The sequence below is a fragment of the Nocardia sp. NPDC050630 genome (genome assembly GCF_044457245.1).
GTDB lineage: Bacteria > Actinomycetota > Actinomycetes > Mycobacteriales > Mycobacteriaceae > Nocardia.
This window is the reverse complement of record NZ_JBITGN010000023.1, coordinates 46,104-69,281: the sequence shown is the minus strand read 5'-3', so window position 1 is coordinate 69,281 and position 23,178 is coordinate 46,104. Positions and strand designations below refer to the sequence as shown.

1 protein-coding gene is annotated in these 23,178 nt (G+C 65.1%); it reads right to left on the bottom strand.

Annotated features, from left to right (window positions below):
• Positions 1-43 precede the first annotated feature (43 nt).
• Positions 44-23,176, bottom strand: a complete 23,133-nt coding sequence (locus ACIBG0_RS36030; protein WP_397038958.1) for a PfkB family carbohydrate kinase — start codon at positions 23,174-23,176, stop codon at positions 44-46.
• Positions 23,177-23,178 lie beyond the last annotated feature (2 nt).

Sequence of the window (23,178 nt, the reverse complement as noted above, 5' to 3'; positions counted from 1 at the left end):
GTCGTATCGGCGCGGGTTGGGCAGGTGCAGGGGTGGCGTCGGCTCATGTCGGTTGCCCCTGCGCTTGCGACGTCGTCGGCGTCGGCGTCGGCGTCGACGTCGGCGTGATAGCCATATGGCCCCGTTCCGCGTGTGGCCAACCGTACCGGATCACCTTCGCGTAGAAATGCCATTTGCCCCCGTACTTACGTACATTGGTGATGCGGATTCCGAGCCCTTGCCCGAACAGGAGCTCATTTTGTTCCGGAAAAGGGCCGTTTCGCCCGATCCACAGCGCCTCCACGCCTTTCGGTACCAAAATGTGCAGTTCCACCGTCGGCTCGGCATCGGCAATGACGACGGGCCCCTTCCCCAATGATGTCGAGGAGAAGCCGGGCTCGATCCAGGTGGTGCCGACCAGTTCGTAAGGGCTGTCGCCCGCCATCATGAACGCCGCCTCTCTGAGAGCACGGTGGACCTCCAGCCCTTCGGGCAGCGGGCTTTGCACTGCCCTGTTGATAAGGGTAATCCGTTCCTGTATGTCCGCGACCGTAGGCCATTTTCCGAAGGTAGCGGTGAATGTTCCCCGCATGCCAGCCGACAGCGGTCTTCGAATAGTCTTCTGCAATTCACGCCAAGGGTCCTCAGAACTTATGATGCGTGATACGAGACCCCGCTGTACCGAAGTCAGATCGGCTTGCGAGGCGGCCCGATAAATGTCATCCAACGTCGGGACACTGCCATAGAGTTCGAATAGGCTCCAGCCGTCTCTGGTGTCGCTATAGAATTCCTTCAATTTCCGTTCCACAACCGATGGATCAATGATTCCCGTCGGGCGAAGTAGCGACTGATACGCATAAGAGTTGAAGGTACATTCGAGAACGGCCGCACGCTGATCGTCAGGAAGATCCCGGAATGCGGAACTAAGATATTGCTCACCGTACATCGCACCGAGGCGGTCGGAGTCGAATCGACGTATTCCATCGATGACGTAACCGGGTTTGCTATCGGCACGAAACAGTGCACCGGCACGAATCGGCTCGCGGGTGACGGCCGAGCGGTACGACCTATCCCGCGACCACGGCACCTCGCGCCCACGGTTGGGCGGCCGGTTCTCGACGTGGGGTGGCTCAGGCGTATGGGTAGCGGCTGCGGGCGGTATATGTTCGCCCACACCGTCCGCAGCCGCAGGATTTGTGCGAGCGGGGATACTCGAGGCTCCGCGCTTCGCGGCCGTCAATGTAGTAACCAGCGCTCGGACCGCCGCACGCTGCAGAAGCTCGACCGTGTCCGTGCGGTGTCCCATTGCCGCTGCCGTCGCGGCGACCGACAACCCCTCCCAGAACCGCAGTACCAAGACCCTGCGTAGGTCGCGAGTGAGTTGCTCGACGGCACGCCGCAATTCCGCTTCGGCCGATTCTGCCAGCGCTCGGCTACCTGAGCCCGATTCTGCCAACGCTCGGCTGCCCTGCCCCCGCTCTGCCGCCTCGAATGCCGCTCGGATCCGGTCGCGAAACCGTTCGAAGCGTGTCGGCTGCGGCTGCGCCCGCTGCGTCTGGTCGGCGGGATAATCTTCGACCGACATCGTGGAGGCCGCCGCTGGAGCAGGCCGCGGCAGCGTGGACCGAACTTCGGGTTCAGTGGTGGTTGGCGATACATGCGACGACCATGGCGTTGGGCGGGGCGTCGGATCAGAAATATGGAACTGCTCAGCCGCGCGTCGCATCGCCGCTGCCGAGATGTAGCCCTCCGCACGCAAACGGTCCAATAGTGCGAGACCGGCCTGTTTTTCCGTGGCATATGCGCCGCGGAAATCGCGCCGGCCCAACTCGTCTCGGAAAACCCGTGCGGTTGTCCTGTGATATAGACGAGCTGCCTCTTTCCAGTCGAGTATCGAGTCGAAATCTCCGGGGTCAGGAGCCGATTCCCCTAACGGATCCATGCGATAGCGGTACCCCCACGCCACAGCGAACTCGTTCCAGTGCCCGGCCTGCCGCAAGAATCGGTCGTATACCCGCAGGGCAGCGTCCGCACCTACAGCCGGCGAGCGACCCGGATTCCAGCCGAACAAACGTCTTACTTCGATATCGGCGAGACCGTTCACCCGCTGAAATTCATCCTTGTATTCGACCAGAGATCGGGTGTTGCGCGGACCGGGAAAAAGGAATAATTCAATCGAGTATTCGGATGAATTCCTTCTTCCGAAATCGGGATCGAGGGACGGGAACACTTCGAGCATATCGCGTCGAAGGTCGAGGTCCGAGTCATCGTCGCCGAGATACCTCTCGACCATCTCCGCCGTCAACGGAACTTCTCCTGCCTCGCGTTTTCTGACCATGGCTTCCGTCATGCCCGTCGCGGTCGCAATCTGCGACAAGAGAACACCCGCTCGTTCGCGGCGATATCGGAGATAGCTGCCCGCATGGGGATATCCCTCGGGGAAAATCGGCGTGCCGGGGACCAACGAGCAAAGAGCGGCCTCCACGATATCTTTCGACGGTTGAGAACGGCCTACCTCGATATCGGCGAGGGTTTCCTCCGCCATCCCCATCTTCACGGCGAGATGTCGGCGCGGAAGACCGGTTCGCAACCGTAATACCCGCAAGCAGGCGCCGATATCGGCATCGCCGTCGATCGCATCTGACAAGTGGGCGGCCAGGGCGCGCAGATGCGCCTCCCATCCCATGCGCACCAGATGGTCCGAAGCCTCACGGTTATTTATCGTCATGGGAATTACGCCGAGCTCGCGAGCCAGTTCTTCCTGGGTCAATCCGGTGTATTCACGGAGTCGCCGGAGGCCACCGCCGACGTCGCCGGGTTGAGCTGCTGCCAAATCCGGGCAGAAGACCTGCGAGAGCGGGCCATACAGGTGGCGGGCATCAGGAACACAGCGCAATAGGGCCCGGATTTGGTCGACAGGAAGCGGCCGGGGGTTTGTCTCGATAGCCTCCCAGGTCCCCGGGCTGGCGGCGGTGAGCACATCCATGTCGGCTCGTGTCACCGCGAGGAATCTGCGAACATCCCTTGCCCAGTCACGAGCCAACTCGTAGGCGTGCGGATGCGGAAGGGGGGCATCAGGGGCGTCGTCGGGTTCGGCGTGGATCTCGGCGAGCCATCGTCTGATTCGCCGGCCATCGATATCGTGCATCCGGGCATACTGCGCAAGACTTTGTGTGGCGAACCCGGCCTCCTGGTTCCGTGCCCGGATCTTGTGCCAGCGCTGGAATGCCTCCCGATTCGCAGTGTCGTATGTGTGGCGCCCGGCGTCGAATTCGAGATCCGACGGGACGCCTTCCTGGGGTGCCGCACTCAGCAATGCGGCCGACGGTTGCCGTCGCGCATCGAATCCGATGTCGTCCGACGCGTCTCCAGCTATCGGTTCATCGGGCGCGCCCGCCAATGGGAAAGCCGGCAGCACAGCCTGACCTGGCAACGGCGCTACGACGCCATCGCTGTCGTAGAGGACTGCCACGTTTCCAGCCCACACGAGGGGAAAATCGGCTGGCCCCAGGCCGAACTCGTAAATCCTAGTTCGCCCGTCAGCGGGGTCGAAGAGCTCGAGTTTGCCGGGCTGCTCCTTGCTGTGTGACAACGTCACGAAATGGGAGCCGGGCCCAGTGTCGGACAGGCTGATCCGATGCGACTCGCTGTCCACCAATTGTCGCCCGATCAGAAAGGTCGCACCCGGTTCCATCGACAGCACCCGTCGCTCCAACAGATCCCACGAACCGACGGCACGGAACACACCGCCGCTGGCTCGCTGTCCCGCAAGCGGAAAGACGCCCCGGGCGCCGATCTCACCGGGACGCAGCGGGCTGATTGCTGTGCTGCCGGTCAGCGCAACTATTCGTTCAAAGCATTTGACCAAACAATCAACCGGCAACTGAGGGTCGGCAGCCGCAGTTTTCTCTGCGGCGAGCGCGCTTTCCACCCGCGCGTCATCGTCACCGGCGTACCCATTCGACGTGCCCGATCCAGTGTGCGTCTCGTCCAACACGTCGAGCAGCTCTGCTCGGCCGGTCGGCGGCAGGTGCGGTACGACCGGCGCTACCGCATCGGGGGCGACACTTGTTGTCGGTTCGTCTTCCTCGGGTGGCGCACCGATAAATGAGAGATCGAGATCATGGGCGTAGGGCATCGACTCATGACCACCGGAATGCGCGACCGCATGCGCCGCAGCCGACAAAGCGATCTCCACCACGTGATCGACGGGCAGCCCGGCCAGCACACCCATCGCCAGGGCGGCCGTGAACGCATCGCTCGCGCCCGTCGTATCGACCACAGATGTGCTATGCGCCTCGTACATCCGTGTGCGCCCCTGATGGCGCACGGCACAACCAGCCGCACCGAGCGTGACCACAATTATCGGAACACCCAGCAAATCGAACAGACGGTCGGGCAGCAGGTGCGCGTCGAGCGATTCGGCATCAGTTGCCCCGGCGGCGGTCAGAAGCGCCCGAGCCTCGGCTTCGTTCGGCACGAGAATATCTGCCATCCGCACCGTATCGAAAGAAAATTGATCACGCGCCGGCGCCGGCTGCAGGACGACCGTCGCACCGTTTTCCCGAGCGACGGACGCGACGTGCGCGACGACCGCGTCCGGCGCTGTGAAAGTCAGCAGCACCACATCGGCATTCTCGATCGCCCCGATATTACGTCGAATGTCATCGCTGGTCAGATCCAGCTCTGGGGACAGATGGTCGATATACGACCATTCCCCGTCCGGCTCGACTATACATTCAACCATTCCGGTCGAAATACCGTCCTCGATCCGTATACCGTCATGACCAATTCCCTCGCGCCGCAATCTCTCGCGAATTTCTGCGCCATCCTCATCCAGCCCGGTCGTGGAGACGAATTCCACCTCCGCGCCGAGGCGCGCAAGGGCAACCGCCTGGTTGAGTGCCTTGGCGCCCGGCGTCCTGCGAATGGACCGCGCGGCGCGGTACTTCGCCATTCCGGGAGGTTCATCGTATTCAACAATGCGATCCGTGAGAGAGATACCGACTGTTACTGCTCGGGGACGCCCTAGTGGTCCAGGCTCCGAAGCGCGCGGAGCAGCAATGCGGAGCATCTCGTCCGGAACATCACAAACACGACCGAAATCACGCAGGTAATTCGGTGATATGAGGGAATGGTTCTCCGCCCTTGTTACCGCAGACAGACTTACACCCATTGCTTCGGCAAGTTGCCGTCGATTCATCCCCCGGAATGTCCGAACCGCCCTGTGCCAATCACCGAATGTCCGGAGATCACGATCTCGGGGGTCAGGAACAGTCCTGTCGAAAAACCGTGCCAAATGACGCGGAGAAACGCTGCGAAGCACATCGTCAGAAAATCCGATAACGCGACCGAAACCACGCATGTAGTCAACGGTAATACGTGTACCGCGTTCGGCCTCTCCTACGGTTTGCCTACTGATCCCCATGGCATCGGCCAGTTGTTGTTGCGTGAGGCCGTGCAGCGTCCGGACGGCCGCGAGCCATTCACCGAATATGACCATTTGTTCGCTGTGGCTACGGGCTGGCATGCGCGGATGAAAATCCCCGACCACGAGGGGGCGATCGTCGCGCCCCGGACCACTCTTGTCTCGGTCAGCGGCCCTGGTCGATCTCGCCCATGGTGTCTCGGTCTTCCGGATATTCTCTGCCAACCAGTCGCCGACCGCACGAGTGAAGCCGAAGTTTCGAGCAGACTCATGGGCGCGGGGGTCGGCGAGCCTTGGGGAGTCCGTTCCGGGATAATCGGAGCGAGGGGGCTTCTCCGATGCGGGTGCATAGGGATCAGTTGCGGCGCTTGCCGGTTCGACGCGGTCAGGCTGTTGCGAGTGGGGGCCTCGGGCCGTCCTGGACCGGACATCGCTGGACGGGTCATCCGGCGGTCTGCTGCCGATCAAACCTTCGGGAAGGTCCGGGTGCGCGATGAAGCGCGCTGATTCGACATGCGGCGGTTGAAGATTCGCGACGTACTCGTGGATCACCCATCGCGGGGTGCCGACGACGTTGCCGTTGATCTCCGCGTCGCTGAATCCGACAGCGAGGGCCTCATCTTCTCTCAGCGTGGTCTGGCCCGCGACGTTGGTGAAAGCGTAGGACGGCAGGCGGCTGAGCCATTCCGCGTAACTTTCGATCAGGCCGCGCCTTTTAAGCTGGGCGTGGGCAGTGCGCAGCATGGCGGTGAGGTTCCGGCTGAGCTCGTCCCCGGTGGCACGGTCGATCGCGTGCGCGAACTCGTGCAGCACATCATCTGCATACGGCTGCTCGCTGCTCGGTAGTATTCCGCGCTCGAGACGACGCTGATTATCAGCGAGGGCCGCATTTCTATCGGCCGCATACTGCAAACTGAATGTCAATTCCGCCCGGACGGTGGAACCGTCGAGTTCCTCTCCGTGCTTGTCCAGCTCGGGGCCGGTCGTGGCGCGCGCGCCGAACAGAAAGTCGATCCTCAGTTTGCGAATGTTGGTCATGAGCATCCGGAAACCAGGGGCGTGCCGATACCTATCGAGCAGGTCATCCAGTTTTGCCAAGATTTCCTCGACAGTCTCCTTCGGGACGTGGGGACTGTCGAACCCGGCCAACTCGAGATAAGGGTGCCTGAGCACGAAGTTTTCGATCAGCCGGGTCTTGGCCTGTGCCTCGTCGTCGAGCCTGGCCATGCGCAGGGGATTCTCGGCGTGCTGGGCAATCTCACGCAGCGAATCCATCGCCGCCCTCTGTGTATTGAGCACCACCCTCGAGAGCGGCTCGGGAAGTGCAATTTGTTCCAACAGGTCCCCGGCATACATCACAACCTGCCCGATGTCGGCGATGGCTTGCCGGGGAAGGTGGTGCTCCTGCCACACCTTGCGACCGTCGACGTAGCGGACGAAGGCAGCGGCGAAGGGGCTCTTCTTGCCGGTGATAGCCGCTGAAATGCCCAGCAGGTCGGCCGCGTGTTGGTCGCGCGAGGCTCCTTCGTACTGGTAATCGCGGTAGAGGACATGGAATTCGGGCGGGCTCAGGCGCACCTCGGCAATCGGTGCTCCCATGGCCCGGCAAATCAGTGCCTGCGCCCACTCCCGCATGGCATGTTCGGCATAGCGGTAGGTCTCTCGCAGGACTTGGACGCCGTCTTCGAAGGTCATCAGTTCGATCTTGACGCCCGGCCGTCCCCGCAAAGCCTCGATCTTCTCCACCTCGGGTGTCTCCCGGGCCATGTCGGCATCGCTTCGGCGGCCGGTGCCTGCTCCATCGATGAGACTCGATTGCTGTTCCGGCTGCCGTGCGACCCCCGGCTGGTCCACGGCCGCTCGGCCAAATGTTTCGGAAGAATCCGGAGTAGGTGCGGGTTCGTGATTGGGCGGACGGCTGCCGATGGTCCCGGCGGGACCATCGGGTTCGGTGGTATTGCCTCGGCCGAGGTGCTCGGCGATGACTCGGTCCATCTCGGCCCGCATGTTGGTCAGCTGTATCAGTCGAACCGATTGCTGGTGGTCCACGAGAGCGGCCAAGAGGCGGCCGGTGGGGGTGGTGGGGTCCGTCGTGGCGGCGAGGCGATCGAGCGCGCTCGAGCGATGTTGGGTGTCGCGCTCGACGACCTCGCCCGGTGCCACAGTGGAGTGGCCGAATATGTCGTCGAGCTCTCGGCTCCGCTCGGCGCGGCCGACGGTGTTCGATTTGTTGAGCTCGGTGTCCGGTGTCCCCTCGATGGCCAGCGCGGTCGCCCGTTGAATATCGTCCTCCAGTAGCAGGCGGCGGCTGATCCAGGAGCCGAGCCCGGTTAATCGCTGCTGCCCAGCATTGGCGAGCAGCTGGTCCCATTGGGATCGGGTGAGTACATTCAGGCGCCTGAGCAGGAGATCGAGTATGTCGTTCAGGTGGTTTGACACCAGGCCCGGATCGGCACCGATCAATGTTGCAATGGTGGTGGCGGCTTCGGCGTGGACCTGGTGCCAGGCGTCCAAGGCTGACGCTTCCGCACCGGGGGCCGGGGTTTCTTCGCCGCGCAGCGCCGCGACAGTGCGCAGTTCCTCGACCAGTTCCGCGCGCCCGCGCAGCAACTGAGCGGCCCGCTCGTCGGCGGCGTCGGACTCCGGCGGTCTGGCGCCGATTATTCCCTCCGGCCCGGCAGGAGCGGCGCCCGGCGGCATCACCGTCGATGGATGTCGAGTCGGATCACCCCGCTTCGGGGTGGAATCGGACGGGCGACTGCCGATCTGACCGTTGGGCCGATCTTGCTTGAAGTCGGCTCCTTGCGCCGGTAGTGCGCGCAGCGATCGAATCAGCGCGGGATCCCAGTCACCATCCCGACTCGCGACCAATCGCCCGTCGGGTCCGTGTTGTCCGCGCGACTGATCGGCATGTTGTCCGAAGGTCTCGACCACCTGGTCGGTGCCGGGCGACCGATCTGCTTGCCGATCGACTACTTCGAACGCTCGATGTGCGGCAGCGGGCTCGGTGCCGAAGGTCGAATGCGCCGCGCGTCGTACATAGGCCGATACCGCTGGGTCGTCGACAAGTTTGCGCCAGCCCGACCATGAACGCAGGTAGGCCGCGAGTGCCGTTCCCGCTTCGCGAGCGATCCGTTCGGTATCCACCAGTGCGTAAACGTTCCGAGAATGCACTTCGCCGAATTGGCGATCAGGATCGCGAAATAGTTCTTTCCAGATCTCCGCCGCCATTTCAGCGTTACGGTCACAGTAGCCGATCACTCGATCCGCAAGTGCCTGCAGATCATCCACACCGACTTCTTCGAGGGCCTGCTCGAGAGATTTCTGGATGACGACGCCCACCTGCTGGATGAAGGCGGTGCGCCACTTCATACGTTTTTCGTCACCCGTGTGCAAGGGCTTGAAAGGCGCCACCTCAATACGATATCCGTGCGCCTGCAATACCGCGATGAAGGCGATGTCTTCATTGTAGGTGTGCGGTATCGGAACACGGCGTACACCTTGGTCATCCAGCAAAAGAAACGCCCCAGTGATGGGGACAGCTCCCTCCAAAGCCTCCTCTCGCTCACCACCGTCATATGCTGGCACGAATCGATAATTGGTCTGATGTCCGGCGGCGGAATCCGACGCCAGCGCATGCTTTGCATGCTCGGCGTCGTACACATCCGCCCGCCCGACATATTCTGCGCCCACTACGCGGTCATCGGAAATCGGTCTGGAGAGCAGGTCGGCGACCGCTTCGGAATCTACCTGATACACTTTTCCTTGAAAAGTACCTTCGGACAATCTCACATCATCGTCGAGAAAGAGAACTCTACTCCCTGGAGCAGCGGTAGCCGCCGCCACGAAATGCGCCAGCCCTCTGATGCCCGCGTGGTTCCATTCGGCACGCCCCAATTCCTTGAAGGCATACCGCGCATACGACTCAGCGGCCTCGTCCGGCCATGGGAGATTGCGTAGAAGTTCACGTCGACGAGGCTCATCTATATAAACCGTCCGAAACGGCGCACTTTTCAATGCCAAACGATTGTGCGCTCTGTTGACCAAATCCACAGAATCGTCATACACGAACACCGCGTCCACGGCGGGAATCACGGACGCGATATCGGAGATAATTTCGTTCAAGCGTTGTGGGCCATCTTTGGTGCAGATATGAACGTTGATCGGTGGAGCGGTGTCCTGTGTCGACTCCGGAGTACCCAGAATGGGGATTCGTGTATCGGCGGTTACTGGCGGCTCGGCTATGTCATGGACTGCGGGTCCGGCCGATCGCGCTGAGGAATCGAGTACGGCGCTGCCGACTGGATTATTCGCCGGTTCGGTCCGGACGACGCGCCTGGCCAGATGGTCGGACCTCATGAACTCGACAGTGCGGCCGCCGGGTTCGCCGGTAACCGCGATGGTGAGTTCACCGGGCGCGAAGCCGGGCGCTTCCTCGACCAGCGCTTCGGCGAACCGCGGTGCCTCCGGCAGCAGCGCGATCAGCACCGCCCGCAGGTCATCGCGCACAACGGTCGGAAAACTTATGCGCACGACTGTCAGCGTTGTCGACCCCGCCGTCTGCAAATCGAGCACCCAATTCCCGGCGCGGATACCGAGAGCGGTCGAGTCACCCCGCCGCTCGGTGCGCACCTCGACATCCGATGCTCGGCAACGGTTGATCAATTCGCCCACGACCGGCGCGAATCGCGCGATGTACGCCGTTCCCCCGAGTTCGCCCCTGATGAGGAAACGCGCCCGACGGGCGACCGCCCCGGTGTCGTGACCCACGGTGATCGGTACCATCACCGGACCTGCGGGGCGATCGGCGACCTCGGTCCAGTCCCGGCCCGTGTCGGTGATCGGTGACGAGAAATCGAGCAGCACACGATGGCGTGGATGCGGCTCCGTCACGGAAAGCGGGCGCGACTCCTCTACTCGGCACTGGCAGTTCGCGCCCGCCAATGCGAGGTTCAACATCGCCGGATTCGGCGGCGTGCCGTGCGCGTTGTAATCCAGCTGAGCGCACAATCGTAGCTGTCGATCCGCACCCTCATTCACGGTGAGCACAATCGCCGCGTCGGCGTCGGTGCCGGGCGCGGAGTAGCCGTCCGCGGAGGTGGAAGAAACGAGTTCGGCTATTCGTATGACCGCATCGATCACGTCCCGTGCGGCATCGGGCCCAACACCCTCCGGCAGTCGACGCGTGAGGTTTTCGGTAATGGTGCTCAGGCTCCAGGGCTGCGTGCCCGGTCGAATTACCTGCTGCCCCCGGAAGCCCTCATACTTCGCCTGCATGTGGAAGGCATGCTCCCGCGCCTCCTCGAGGACATCTGTTAGCGAGTATTTCGGGTCGGTCTCCAGTTTGTGGGCAATTCGCTGCAACGCCGTGGCGTTATCGCGGCGAATATCACGATTGTCGCCGTACAAGTTGTCGGGATAGGCTCGACTGAAATCCGGGTCGGTAAATCCAGCAATAATCCGCAGCCGAGCGGCGATCGCGCGTTTAACCACACTCCGGCGCACCGGGCCCTCCGGACGGCGGACCTCGCTCAGTCCCTCTTCCTGCAACAGATCTCGGGACGCCCGTGTGAACGCATCCTCCACCGCATGGGGTCCGGATAGGACCCCAAGCCCCCGACCGGCAACCCACTGTTCGATGTCGGATCCGGGTTGCAACTCGATCGACGTGCGTTGTTGCCCCAATGCCTGCACACCTCGAGCGAAAAGTTCCGCAGAAGGAGGGCCGATCAGGTGCGGACGCGCAGATTCCGACGCCGGACCTGTTGCACCCAGGCGACGGGTCAGGATGTCGATGAACCATGCGATGAAGTCAGACTGGTTGCGCGCCTTGGCCTGTGAATCGAGATCGTGTGGTAGCCGCACCGGCCGACCGAACGCGAAGGTCATCGTGGCGGCCGCGAACATCCGGATGGTCGCATCGCTGCCCCCGATAATCAGCGGCGCTTGAAAGAGCAGATAAACCACGTTGGCGAAACGTCGCAAGGTGTCGGACGAGGGATTCGGGGAGCGAGGCGCGACGCGCGTGGCGAGTTCGGTGATAGCGGCATCAAAAATCACCTGCTGATCACTGGCCGAAGCCGTTTCGATGGCAAACTTGTCACGATCGAAACGACGCACGACGTTTCCCTCCACACGGGTCCCGTCAGGAAGTTCTACAGTATTTACCAGCACCGCGGGGTCTTCCGCCTCGTTCCTCATTCGCGCACGGAGAATGCGGCCGATGGCGGATGCCGTCCAAAACGCCTGCGTCCCCACACCGCCGTGCCACTGCCCGGTCCCGTAATCGCGCTCGATCCCAGCCCGCAACCACACCAAGTCGCCGTACATCTCGCCATCATTTACACCGCGACTGAACCTGGTCCGGAAGTATTCGGGATCCTTTTTTCCATCGATGCCAACGATATTCGGGTCACGCGCGACCGCCCAGACCTGACGCAGGTACCGCTGATTCGAGATCCAGAAGTACAGCTGTGTCAGCACCTCTCGCTTAGCCTCAGGGGTGTCTGCCGAATCCCATTGGCCGCTGAGCCCATTCAATCCTTGATTGGCGACATGGGCCATCCAAAGCGAAAAAGACCACAGCGCCGCATTGATATCCGGAGCATTAGTCGTCATCCGCCGTCCGGGCGGCGGGAAATGCGTACTGCGAAGCGGCCCCATCCCGGCCCACGCCGCGTGTATTCGGGTCCGACCGCGCTTCAGAAAATCGGATGAATCACGCCCCGTGCCTTCGTGCGGGCGGCGGCCGATCCCATCGCCGAATGCCTGGTCCGCGGTGCCTGGATGGGTCAGCTCGGTGATGACGGGCGGGCCAGTGGGAAAAAACGACAAGTCCAGCGCCGCGAATTCGTCGAGCGGTGCCGACGAGCGCAGCACACGATGAAATTCCGCGACCACGCGGCCGGTGAAATAGTTGCCCGGCGGGAATGGACGGTCCGTGCCACCCAGGGCCCGATATCGCTGCCGCACCGATTCTAGTTCGAACAATGCCACAGGGTCGAGCGTGGGGTCCGATTCGACCCGGGCCTCCCATTTCCGATAGCGAACACTGCCCTGCCGAACTTGCTCGGCCCACTCCGCTGGTGAGCTGAACATGTCCTTGTTGAAGGACGGGAGAGCGCTGGGCGGCTGCCCCGCGCGCCCCAGCGACCAACACAGGGCCACCCGCGAGGCGCGGCCGTTGAAATCTGTCGAGAAAGGGTGGACCGATATCTGGCCCTGTTGCAGGTCCGCAGCCACCTGGTAAGGGTTGTATCCCGGTTCGGCGATGGCCTCGTTGTACCGGGCGCACAACTGCGCCAGCTCGTCGCGCATCGCCGCCACCGAGCCGTACCACGGATAGATGATGAACGCCGCCCTGGCCAGTCGCACAGACCTCGGGGTCGGCCGCTCGAAGCCAGCGAGCGGGTCGGATAGCAGATCGGCCAGCTCCTCGTCGGACAGCGGGGACGACACGAACCTGAGCGTGCGGGCGCCGGGGACTCCATCGATGCGCGGAACGGCTATGAACCCGTAAGGCAGGGCGCCATGTCCGTACGGTTCGGGAACGTAGGTGAGCCGAGGATTGTTCACGACGGCGCTGATTTCGTCGGCCGTCAGCGGCACGCCCTGCGCGGCCCGCATGATGTTGGCGCCTCCCTGCGAATCGCCGTCGCCCCGGAACCGCCCGGCGCACTCGGGTTTCACCCGAACCGCGAGCCGACGATGGATCTCCGCTAGAAACTCCACCGACAGTGCCTGCTCGGATCTCGAGCGTGCGAAGACGCGAGCATCCAGCCAGCCCGCCCACCCCTCGGGTCCGTCGAAAATGTCCTGCGGGCGTTCCTGGCCCGAGACCAGGACAACTTCGCGATAGGTGTCCTCCATGAACAGGGCCAGTTCCAGGGCACGCTCCGCCTCGCTGGTGATTCCCAGCGCGTGCTCCAGCACGCGGATCTGGTCGTGTATTTCCAGATCGAGGAATCCCCGCTCCCCGCCCGGGTCCGCCGCACCGGCATAGTGCTCGACGAGTGCCCGTCCGTTCGTGGGTTCATGACCTTCGGCAGGTCTGCTACCGATCAACCTGTCCGGTCCCGATGTGCTGGCGCTGATTCGAGCGCCCTGAGCACCGGCCTTGTTCCGCGGTGTCAGCGACACGCTGTCATCTCGACCGCTATCGGCCGGAGCCCGAACCGCTGCGGTGCGCTCATCGGAGGACAGTGTGCCTGCGCTTCCGAGTCCGTCCGACGGTGGCCGACTGCCGATGAGGCGGGTCCGCTTCTCCCGTTCGGCCTGAGTGCGCAGGCTCGGTACGAGCTTGTCCAGCAAGCGGTGTTGCAGGTCAAGCAAGGCATAGGCCCGCAGTTGTTCGATCGGCAGATCGGCGAGACCCGTGATGAATGGTCGAAGCTGCTCGGCGGCGTTGTCGATCGTCGTAGGCAATGTGTGCAGGGTCGCCGGTTCGAGGGTTGCGAATACGTGCTGCCAAACGCCGTCCGTGAATGCGTCGAGCACGACGGCCGGCCCGTCCCCGCCGTACGCCGAACCCCAGACGCTCGCGAGTCTCCGCAACGCCGTGTGTATTTCGTCGTTGCGGTGCAGCAGCGCGCGGCAGGTGGTCGCGTCGACACCCGCCAGCGAGGTCGCGACATGCTCTGAGTCATCCGCCGCCCGGTTGGGCTCTTGGGAGGAGTGGGCACCTGTCGCCATCCGCCACAGGTCGATCACCGTTGCCAGCTGGTCCAGTACGTCGTCGCTCGGTTGCCTGGTTCGGGTGGGCCGGGTGAGCTCGTCGGCCGCGGTGAGCAACCGATGCGCGTGCAGCCATCGGCGGCCGACGGCCTGTTGTTGCGCGGTCGCGAGCGGGTCGGAATCAAGACGTGCGAGCGTGTATTCCGCGTCCTCGGACGTCAGGTCGGAGTCGGGCTTGCCGACCAATCGCCGATCGCCCGCCGCAAACCGTTGTCTGCTGAACTCACGCAGGTCGTCGGCGCGAAGACGCTCCAGTTGCTGCCGCTCAGCGGCCCCCGGCGCCGCGAAGGCGGGATCGACGCCGAGCGCACCCGCTGCCAGCAGCACCTGTGCACGCCAGGAATCATCGCGATCGTTCGGGCGAGTTCCGATAGAGCCGTCCGGCTCGCCCGGCCCGGTGGACGGATCGTCGGGGCCGGGGCGATCGGCCGGGCCGGGAACGCCGTCGGACGCGTGCTCCGACGGTCTGCTGCCGATCATCCCTTCGGGGCCGCCCGGCAGGTCCGTTGGAGGGTAGCGGAAATACTCACGGAGCAGTTTCCGACGCTCCACGAGCAGGCCGTGGTGTTGCTCGATGTGCTCATGCAGCTCGGTGTCGTCGAGATCATGTCCCGCCGCACGGGCCTGGGCGAGCAATTGCTGCCTGCGCAGCCACCACATGCGATTTTCATGGCCGTAGGTCAGGTCCTCCGCTAAACCGAAGCCGATCAGTCCGGACATGCGCTCCAATCGTTCCGGCTCGGGCGGAAGCCGGGGATCGCGGTCCGGAGAGGCGGCCCGCGCCATCCGGTCGGTATCAGGGTCGGAGCAGTCCAACCGCAGCGGCGCGAGGCCGCCCAATCGGTCGTCGTGAAACGACTCCGACGTTTCCAGAGCGGTATGTGTCTCCCGCAGCATGTCGATCCTGTCGGCCAGCAGGTAATGCTGCCGACTCGCCGCTAGTAACGCGGCGACGGCGGTGTTGTGGCGCTCGAAATCACCGAGATCGACGGCCGCGGACAGCAGTTCGACCGGCACCTCCGTTTCCGCGGCACGGTGCAGCGCACCCGCCTCGACATACCCCGCCACCGCGGCGACGATCCCCGCCGCCAGGTCGTGCAGATGGTCGCGGCGCTGCTGGAGTGCGACAGTCCGGGCGCCAGGCGTGGTGTCGGCGAGCTCTCGATCGAGCCGTTCGACCGCCATCCGGTAGTAGTTTTCGTACCGGTGCAGTACGAGCAGCGCGCCGGCGGCGATTATGTTGGGGCCACCTGCCGATTCGTCGAGATCACCATGCGCCGCCGCTGTCGCAGCCTGCTCGAGCGGCGCGTCGGCGTCGGCGCGGACCATCTCCTCGACCATCGGTCGGACCCGGTCGCTGCCCTCCACCCACAGGGTCGCCGGTTCCTCCCGCACCCCTTGCAGGGCGTCCAGCCGACGGACGAATCGGTGGGCCTGCGCGGTGGCCGACACGTCGTCATCGGTACCGGTGCGGCGGAACCGCAGGTGGGCCACCAGGGCGATTCGATAAGCGCCGTAACGGCGTTCGGCCCAGGCGAATCGGGCCGCGGCGGCCATCGCCTGTGCGCCGAATGTCGCCGGGTCGCCGGTGATGTCGAACACATACGTCAGTACCTTTTTCGCTGGCTGGGCGAAAGGCAGCAGTCCGGACAACGCCTCGGGCAGCAGCTCGGGTACGCCTAGTTCGCCGAAGGACAGGGTGACATCGGCACGGTTCGGGTCGGATACGTCCGCGGACAACAAATCCGGCCGTTCCAGGCCGTGGTCGGCGGCCCAGGCCCTGGCCTGTTCTACCCCAGCGCGAACCACGGCGGCGGATGACTCCTCGCCATCGGAAATGTTGGCGCGCTGGATCTTCGCGTCGTTGACGACGGAGCGCACATTCGGGTGTATGCCGTCGACATCGCCGATCAGCTCGGGCAGCCGCTGGAATTCGGACGCCCCCCAATCCTGCTGCCCGAGGTGTGCGGCCACGGTGCCGTTGGCCGCGCCGCGCGCGCGAGCCTGCGCGGACGACTCGCCCGGTGACTCCATCCGGAACAGCGTGGCCGCCGCCGCGGCGGCCAGCCAGCCGCCGGCGTCCTCGGACGACAGGACATGCACGGCGACACCGGGGTTCGGTGCCGAGACGATATCAGCGCCCGGACTCGGTTCGACCATCACGAGGGTGTGCAGCCCGTCCGCCGCCGACAGTCCGGTCCCGCCGGCGACCAGGCAGCCGGTATCCGAGCCGATGACGGTGATATCCGGTGCCGCCGCCGGGTTGACGAGGCGACGGTAGTGGTTGTCGGCCGTGATCTGCTGACGCAGCAGCAGTTCCCGGGTCCGCAGGGACTCCGCCGAGTCGCCGACGGGTCCACGCCGCCAGGCCACCACGGAGACCCGCAGGTCTGGGGTGATCCGCCGGACCTGCTCGACCAATCTCGCGGCGGTGGCGAAGTACTCAGACACCGGGTCGGCGTCTCGGTCGAGCACGAGGTAAACGACCTTGTCCGCCCACTCCGGATCCTCGCCGAGCACGAATTCCAGCTCTCCGGTGGAGAAGTCGGCGTGGCGCAGGCTCTGCACGGGAGTCGGCGGCTCGGTCGCCGGCACCGATACCTCGGCCGGACGGCCAGCCGTTGGGGCGGCGGTCGACAACTCGGCGATCAGGCGCGCCGCTCGCGCTGACACCGGCGCCTCGGCCGCCCACACGTTGGCTTGCCGCCGGGCATCGGTCGGGACGCCCGTGGTGGTACCGAGCAGGCCCGGATGCTGTCGGACCAGCGTGGACTGCAACCAGCTGTGTCCGCGTAGCAATACGAGTTCGGCGAGTGCTGGATCCCGCAACTCCTCGGGCAGCTCGTCGTCGGTCAGGCCGGTCCACCACCGGTGTACCTGTTCGATTCGCTGCCGGGTCAGGGTCGCTGCCTCGTCGGCGTCGATCCCGGCGCGGTGGGCGGACTCGCCCGGCACCGCCAGCCGCTCGGCCGCCCACTCCTCGCCACCAGGCGCGGCTTCGCTGTCGCTGGTCCCGGGCAAGCGCCGCAGCGCCGCGGCGGTTACCGCGCGCCGTCTTGCCTCGGCTCCGTCCGCCGGTTCGGTGGCTATCAGGGCCGCCGTGAGCCAGCGGATCAGGTTATCGCATGCGCCCGAATGATATTCGGCCGCCAACCGGTCGACGTGGCGTGCCCACTGCTCGAGTTCGCGCAATCGGCGCTGGGCGAGGCGATGCTCGGCCGCCGTATCGGCGAGTTCTTCGAGACTGTCGGCACGGTTCGCTGCTGCGGCACCGGCACCGGTACCGGCACCGGCCGCGGTACGCAGTCGCTCGGGCAGGTCGGGGCTGGATACGAGCAGTTCCCGGTCCGCCGGGTGAATGTCGAGATGTGCCGCGGACTTCGTGGCGAACTCCGCCTGCAAGGTCCGTTCGCGCTGCTTGGCTTCGGCCAGGTCTCGGTCCAGCTGTTCGATGGCGTCAGCCCAGTCGGGGCGGTCTGCTCTCGTGTCGGCGCGTAGTCGGGCGGTCGCAGCGCCGATATGCGGCGTGACATCCGTCGCGGCAGAACCCGGCTCGTGTTCGGGTTCCGGTTCGGAGGCACGAGCGCCATCGGGTGGGCGGTTGCCCATCCGGGCGAAATCAGCCGGATGGGCAGGGCTCGGCTGGTCGGGCGAGCCCCTGCTGCTCATCGCTGGCTGGTGGCGCGGGCCTTCGTCTTCGAATGGCCTCGGCTGGGCCAGCACCGATTCGCCGATCACGTTGATTACGCGGATATGTTCCGGGGAGACGCTGACCTTCTCCGGTTCCTGAACGAGGTCGCCGTTCGGCTCGAAGTCGATGGTCCAGAACGCGCGCTTGGATTCGGGCAGCTTATCGATGAATTTCTGCTGTTCGCGCTGCCAGGTATCGAATTTGACGGCGCTGTTCAGTAATGTGCGCGGATCGGCCAGGTCGTGCGGGGCGAAGTCGAGGTTGCCGTTTTCATCTGCGGCGAGATCGATAACGACCAACTTCGCGGGGTCGCCGGGTTCGCTGTCATTGACCACGAGTACGAGGTGGTTGTCGGCGTCGTCGCTGTCGTCTTTGTCGGTGTCCTTCCATTTATAGACTAGGACCTGGATGCCGCCGGGGCGCTCTTTCAGGGATTCGACGGCTTTGTCCAATGAGCCGAATGTCGTTGGTATGCCGCCGCGGAACGATTCTTGGACCGTGCTCCAGTCGTGGCCCCGCAGCGGTAACCCACCGGTCGGCATGGTGAAGAGGTCCTTGTTTTTGGGGCATAGCACTCGCATGGCGGTCACGCCGTTGTTGACGCAGTTGTTGGGGCTGCGTAGGTGGATTTGCGTGATCAGGTCGAGCAGGGCCGCGGTGGCCAGGTAGTAGGAGGCCGCGGCGAGAACGTTCTCGGCGTTTTCGGCGACGAGATCGGCGGCGTCCGCTTCGCGGGCTGCGGTGTCGTTCGTGTTGACGTCGCCGGTGGGATTGTGGATGCCGGTGTCGGACAGGTGCTGAGCGACCGCTTCACCGACGATGTCTCGGGCTATCGCGGGGGTGATGTCCGAGGGGGGAAACCCGAGTGTGTTCGCGAGATCGTGCTGAGCTTCGGCCAGCGCGATGCCGACCTGCCGCAGCCCCTCGGCACCTTCGACCTCCTCGGGAGACCAGTCGAGTTGCTGGGCGAGTTCGTCGCGCCGGAGAGTGAGCTGCTCGAGTGCTTGTTCGTCGGTGAGCAGCGCGTACTGGATGGCGGCTGCGCGGGCGGTCGCGTCGACCTGCTGCCGCAATGCCGCGACCACGGCGGGCGAAAGGTTTGCTTCGTGCAGCATCCTCTGAAGTGGGTCCCCAGTACCGTCGGCGCTGGGGGTCTGGGTGCCGACGCTTTGGGTGCCGAGGGCGGCGTGTTGGATTTCGGAGTTGGTGTGGTGGGTGTCGGCGGGGACTTGATCGAGCACAGCGGCGGCGGTCAGGGCCGGGGCGGGAATTCCCAACAGTCTGGCGAGCCGCGTGGATCGGTCCACCAGTTGGTCGGGTGGGCCGATGTTCGCATTGCCAGGGTGCCAGGGTGTCCACGCGGCGATGAGGGCTTCGGGGGCGGTGATCGGTGCGTTGTGGAGGAGGAAGTCGGCGGTGGCGTGGTGATGGGCGCGCTGTTGCAATCCGGGTACGAGCGAGCCGAGCTTGTCACTGGCCTCGACGACGGCGTTGTGCGTCTCGGGTGTCGGCTCGGTTTGGTGCTGGGCCACGGCTTGGTTGTATTGCACCACCGCTTCGCGGACTCCGCGCAGGTGCATGGCGTTGCGGATCAGTTCGTCCTGCGGCGACATCAATGCTTGTGCGGTGCCGGGTTTGCCGTTGCGCGCGGTGCGGCTCTTGGCCTGGTCGTAGATGTAGGACTGTTCGGGGACCTCGGTCATCCACACGTGCATGCCGCCCTTGGCGAGCACGGCGTCGGATACGGCGATGTCCACACCGCGTTGGCCCTGCCGGTTGATCACCAGGATCTTGCCCTGCTCACCGGCGGCGTCGAAGACCTTCTGCAACTCGGCTTCCGAATCGGCGCCCCACTTGGCGATCCGGTCGTTGTCGACCGCCTCGATCGCCTCCCGTGGCACTCCGGCCCGTAGCAGAGCGCGGACCTGTTTTTCGACCAGATCGTTGCGGTGGCAGAGGATCTCCTGGAAGCGGCCGTTGCCGCCGTCCCACATCTGGTGGGCGTAGCCGGCCACCGCGTTCAGCTTGGCCCGGGTGTTCTCGTGCAGGTCGGCCTGGCCCTCCACCAGCTGCGACGGGTTGTAGGGATCGATTTTGTGCGGTGCGTCGAGCCCGTACACCATCTTCAGCACGCCACCCAGATCGTCCAGCGTGCCCGAGGCGCCGGTGATGTGGTCGAAAAAGCGGTTGGTGCCGTATATCTCGGCCGCGGTGATGCTCTTCGACGAGTCCGCGTCGGCGCGCACCACGATCCCGTGCTGCTCGGCGTTCATCCCCTCGGCCTCGGCGGCCCGGATCTCCTTGGCCTCGACGGCCTGGGCCAGGCTCGCCTTGCCCGGCTCTGCGCTCCAGCGTGATTCGCTCGACGTCTTCGGATTGCGTTGCAGGCCGTGCTCGGCCTGGTCGATGATGACGATCTTGCCCTGATCGATCACGTAATGCGTTTTTTTGCGAGAGGTGAACTCGGCGGCGGCGGCCATCTCGAGCCGCGACGATCCCATGCCGTCCAGCCACCGTTTCCCGCCCGGCAGCGCCTCCAGTTTCGCCCGTCCCGCCGGGGTCAGCTCCGCTCTGCCGTCGTACCAGTACTCGGTGTCGATGTCGAGGGTGCCGTCGGCCCGTTCGACGTCGACTTCCTCGGCGATCTGTTTCAGACCGAAATCCTCGTGCGACAGTTGCCCTTTCGCCACCGCGTCGGTGAGGAAGTCGTGCGCGTCGAAGACCTCACGGACCGTTGCCTCGGGAGCGGCGTCCTGTGTGCCTTCGGATTGGATGAAGATCTTCTCACCGCGGTCTACGATCGCGTCCATTTCGTCGATCACCGCCCGGCGCGGCGGCTTATGACCGGCGTTGCACAGATGCCCGACGGTCTCGCCGGTGGCCACCACGATCGCGGGCCGGCCCGGTGTCACCGAACCGAACCCGGTCTCCTGATCGGCTCGCAACACGTCGATGCCGTAGCGGCTGAGCACCCGCCGGTACTCGGTGAACTCTCGATGCGCCAGTCCGTCCGCGGTCGTCACCAGCAGCGCCGAACCGTGACGGACCGCCTGGTTCAACGAGTACGACATGAACATCAGCGTTTTGCCCTGCCCCGGCAGCATCTGTACCGGTCGCCCGGCCATCTCGAACCTGCCCTCGAGCTGCGGCGCACGCAACACCATCCCACCGGGTACCTCGTCGATCGTGCCGCGCCGAATGATCTCCATCCCCGCTACCAGCGATTCGTGTTCGTCGGGGTGGAACAGCCCGGCCTGCAACACCTCGTCCGGCAAGTTCGACAGCTTCAGCACCTCCGGGACGTGATCACCCGACCGCGCATGGAAATCGGCCAGCACGTCCTCGGCATGATCGCGAGAAGTCGTGGTCGACGAGCCCGTTTTGTCGCCGGGAGGCGCGGTCGGACCGGTATCCGGCCCAGCCTCGGCATCGGCCGGTGTCCTCTGCGCGGGCACGCCGGTCTGGGTTTCGTGCTCCGCCGCGGAGCCGTGCTCATCGCTCGCTGCCGCCCGCCGTCCGTCGGAGGTGGCCGCTGCCGAGTCGTCTGGAGCCGCGTGCTCTCCGTTGTCCGCTGGAACCTTTTGTGGTCCAGAGGTTTCCGCACCGGCCTCCACTCGTGGAGCGCCTCGGCTCGACTCGTTACCGTCCGGATGCCGCTCGGCGCTGGCGGCATGCTCCGCGGTGGCGGGCACGTCGGTGCCGTGCTGGGTTGCGTCCACCGAAACCTTCGGCGGTGTGGCTGTTTCGGCACTGGTCACCACCGGCGGCGGGCCGTGCTCCACGGTCCGGTCGCGCGCGTTGCCTGCCGACGGATGCTGCCCGGCGGTGTGCTGTGGGGCGTCGGTCGCACCGCGTGTCGGCGCCGATGCATCCGGGGCCGCCGCTTGCGATTCCGGCCTCGTGAGTGACTGGGCATCGGCCGATGTTGGTTGTCCGTCGTCTGCCGCGCGCGGGGTGGCATCCACCGAAACCTTCGGCGGCGCGGCCGGTTTGGCACCGGCCGGGACCGACGGTGCGGCCGCGTTCGCATGGGCATCGGATCCGGCGGGGGCCGCTATTGGTGCAGCAGGCACCGTCGTGCCCCCGCCGGATGCCGCATCGACCGGTGTCGAACCCGGCCGCGCGGGCCCCGTGGGCCCCACCGCCCCTGGCGCGGTGTTCGCCGTCGCGTTGGGTACCGGCGCCTGACTCTCGGTGGTCGCCGCGTTCGGAGCGGCCATCGATGCCTGTCGCGCGGCCTCCCACGCCTGCTTCGCCTCCGCCGAAATCTCCACCGGTGGTGCGGCCGCGGGCAGATCGGGCCGGGTGAACAGACCGCTGCCGTCGACCGCCGACTCGGTAGCGGGACCGGAGCCAGCAGTATGGCTGCCGGGTTGAGCGTGCACGGTGCCGGCGAACGCGCCGTTGAGCATCGGCGCCAGAATATGGTCGAAATCCTCCGGCCAGCCGGTGATCATGGCCGCCGCGCCCAGCCCCGCCGCCGCGCCAGCCATCCCGTGCACCAGACCGGCCAGCGTTCGGCTGGTCTGGATCATGGGAGTCACCCCGGGCGCCACCCGCGCGGCCAGTGTGCCGCCCACCGCGCCTCCGGCACCTGACGCCGCCGCCGCGAGTATCGACTTCACGTCGATACCGTTCGGGTTCTCGCCGTTGTCCCCGACCGGGGACGCATGCCGGTAACCGGCCTCGACCTGCAGTAGTTGCACGCCGCCGTCCACGGCCGTCGGCAGCAGCGCCGCCCGGCCCACCGTGACCGCGAACCGGACCGGTCCCACCGCCGACAGCTTGGTCGCGGCATCCACCGCGAGCCGTTCGTAGGCCTGCTTCAGGCCCACACGCATCACCTCGACCTCGGCGCGGCCCTCCGTCAGCGCCGCCTCCACCGCCGGTGCGGCCGCCGCCTCACCGACCGGGCCGGCCGCGGCGGCCGCCGACACCATCCGCATGATCCGCCAGCCCAGCTCGATGCCGAAGGTGAACATCACACACAGCGTCTTCTCCGCGTCGTTGGCCGCACCGTCGGTCTGATCGGCCAGCGCGAGTGCCCGCTCGCGCAGCTTGGCCCCGCCCTCGCGCTGCGAGCGCAACGCCTCCCGCAACTGGTCACCGAACATACCCAGCGAATCCTGCTGCGCCAGTAGCATTCCCGCGCTGAGCGCGTGATCGTTCATGGCCGCGGCCTTGTCCCGCAACTCCGCGGCCATCCACCGCATTCTGGCGATGTCGGCGCGCGGCAGATCCCCGCCGAACACCACCATCTCGATCGGGCGCCGGACCATGTCGGGCAGCCCCTCGAACATCTCCCGCAGCTGAACCACGGGATTCAGCGACAACGCGTGTCCCATCC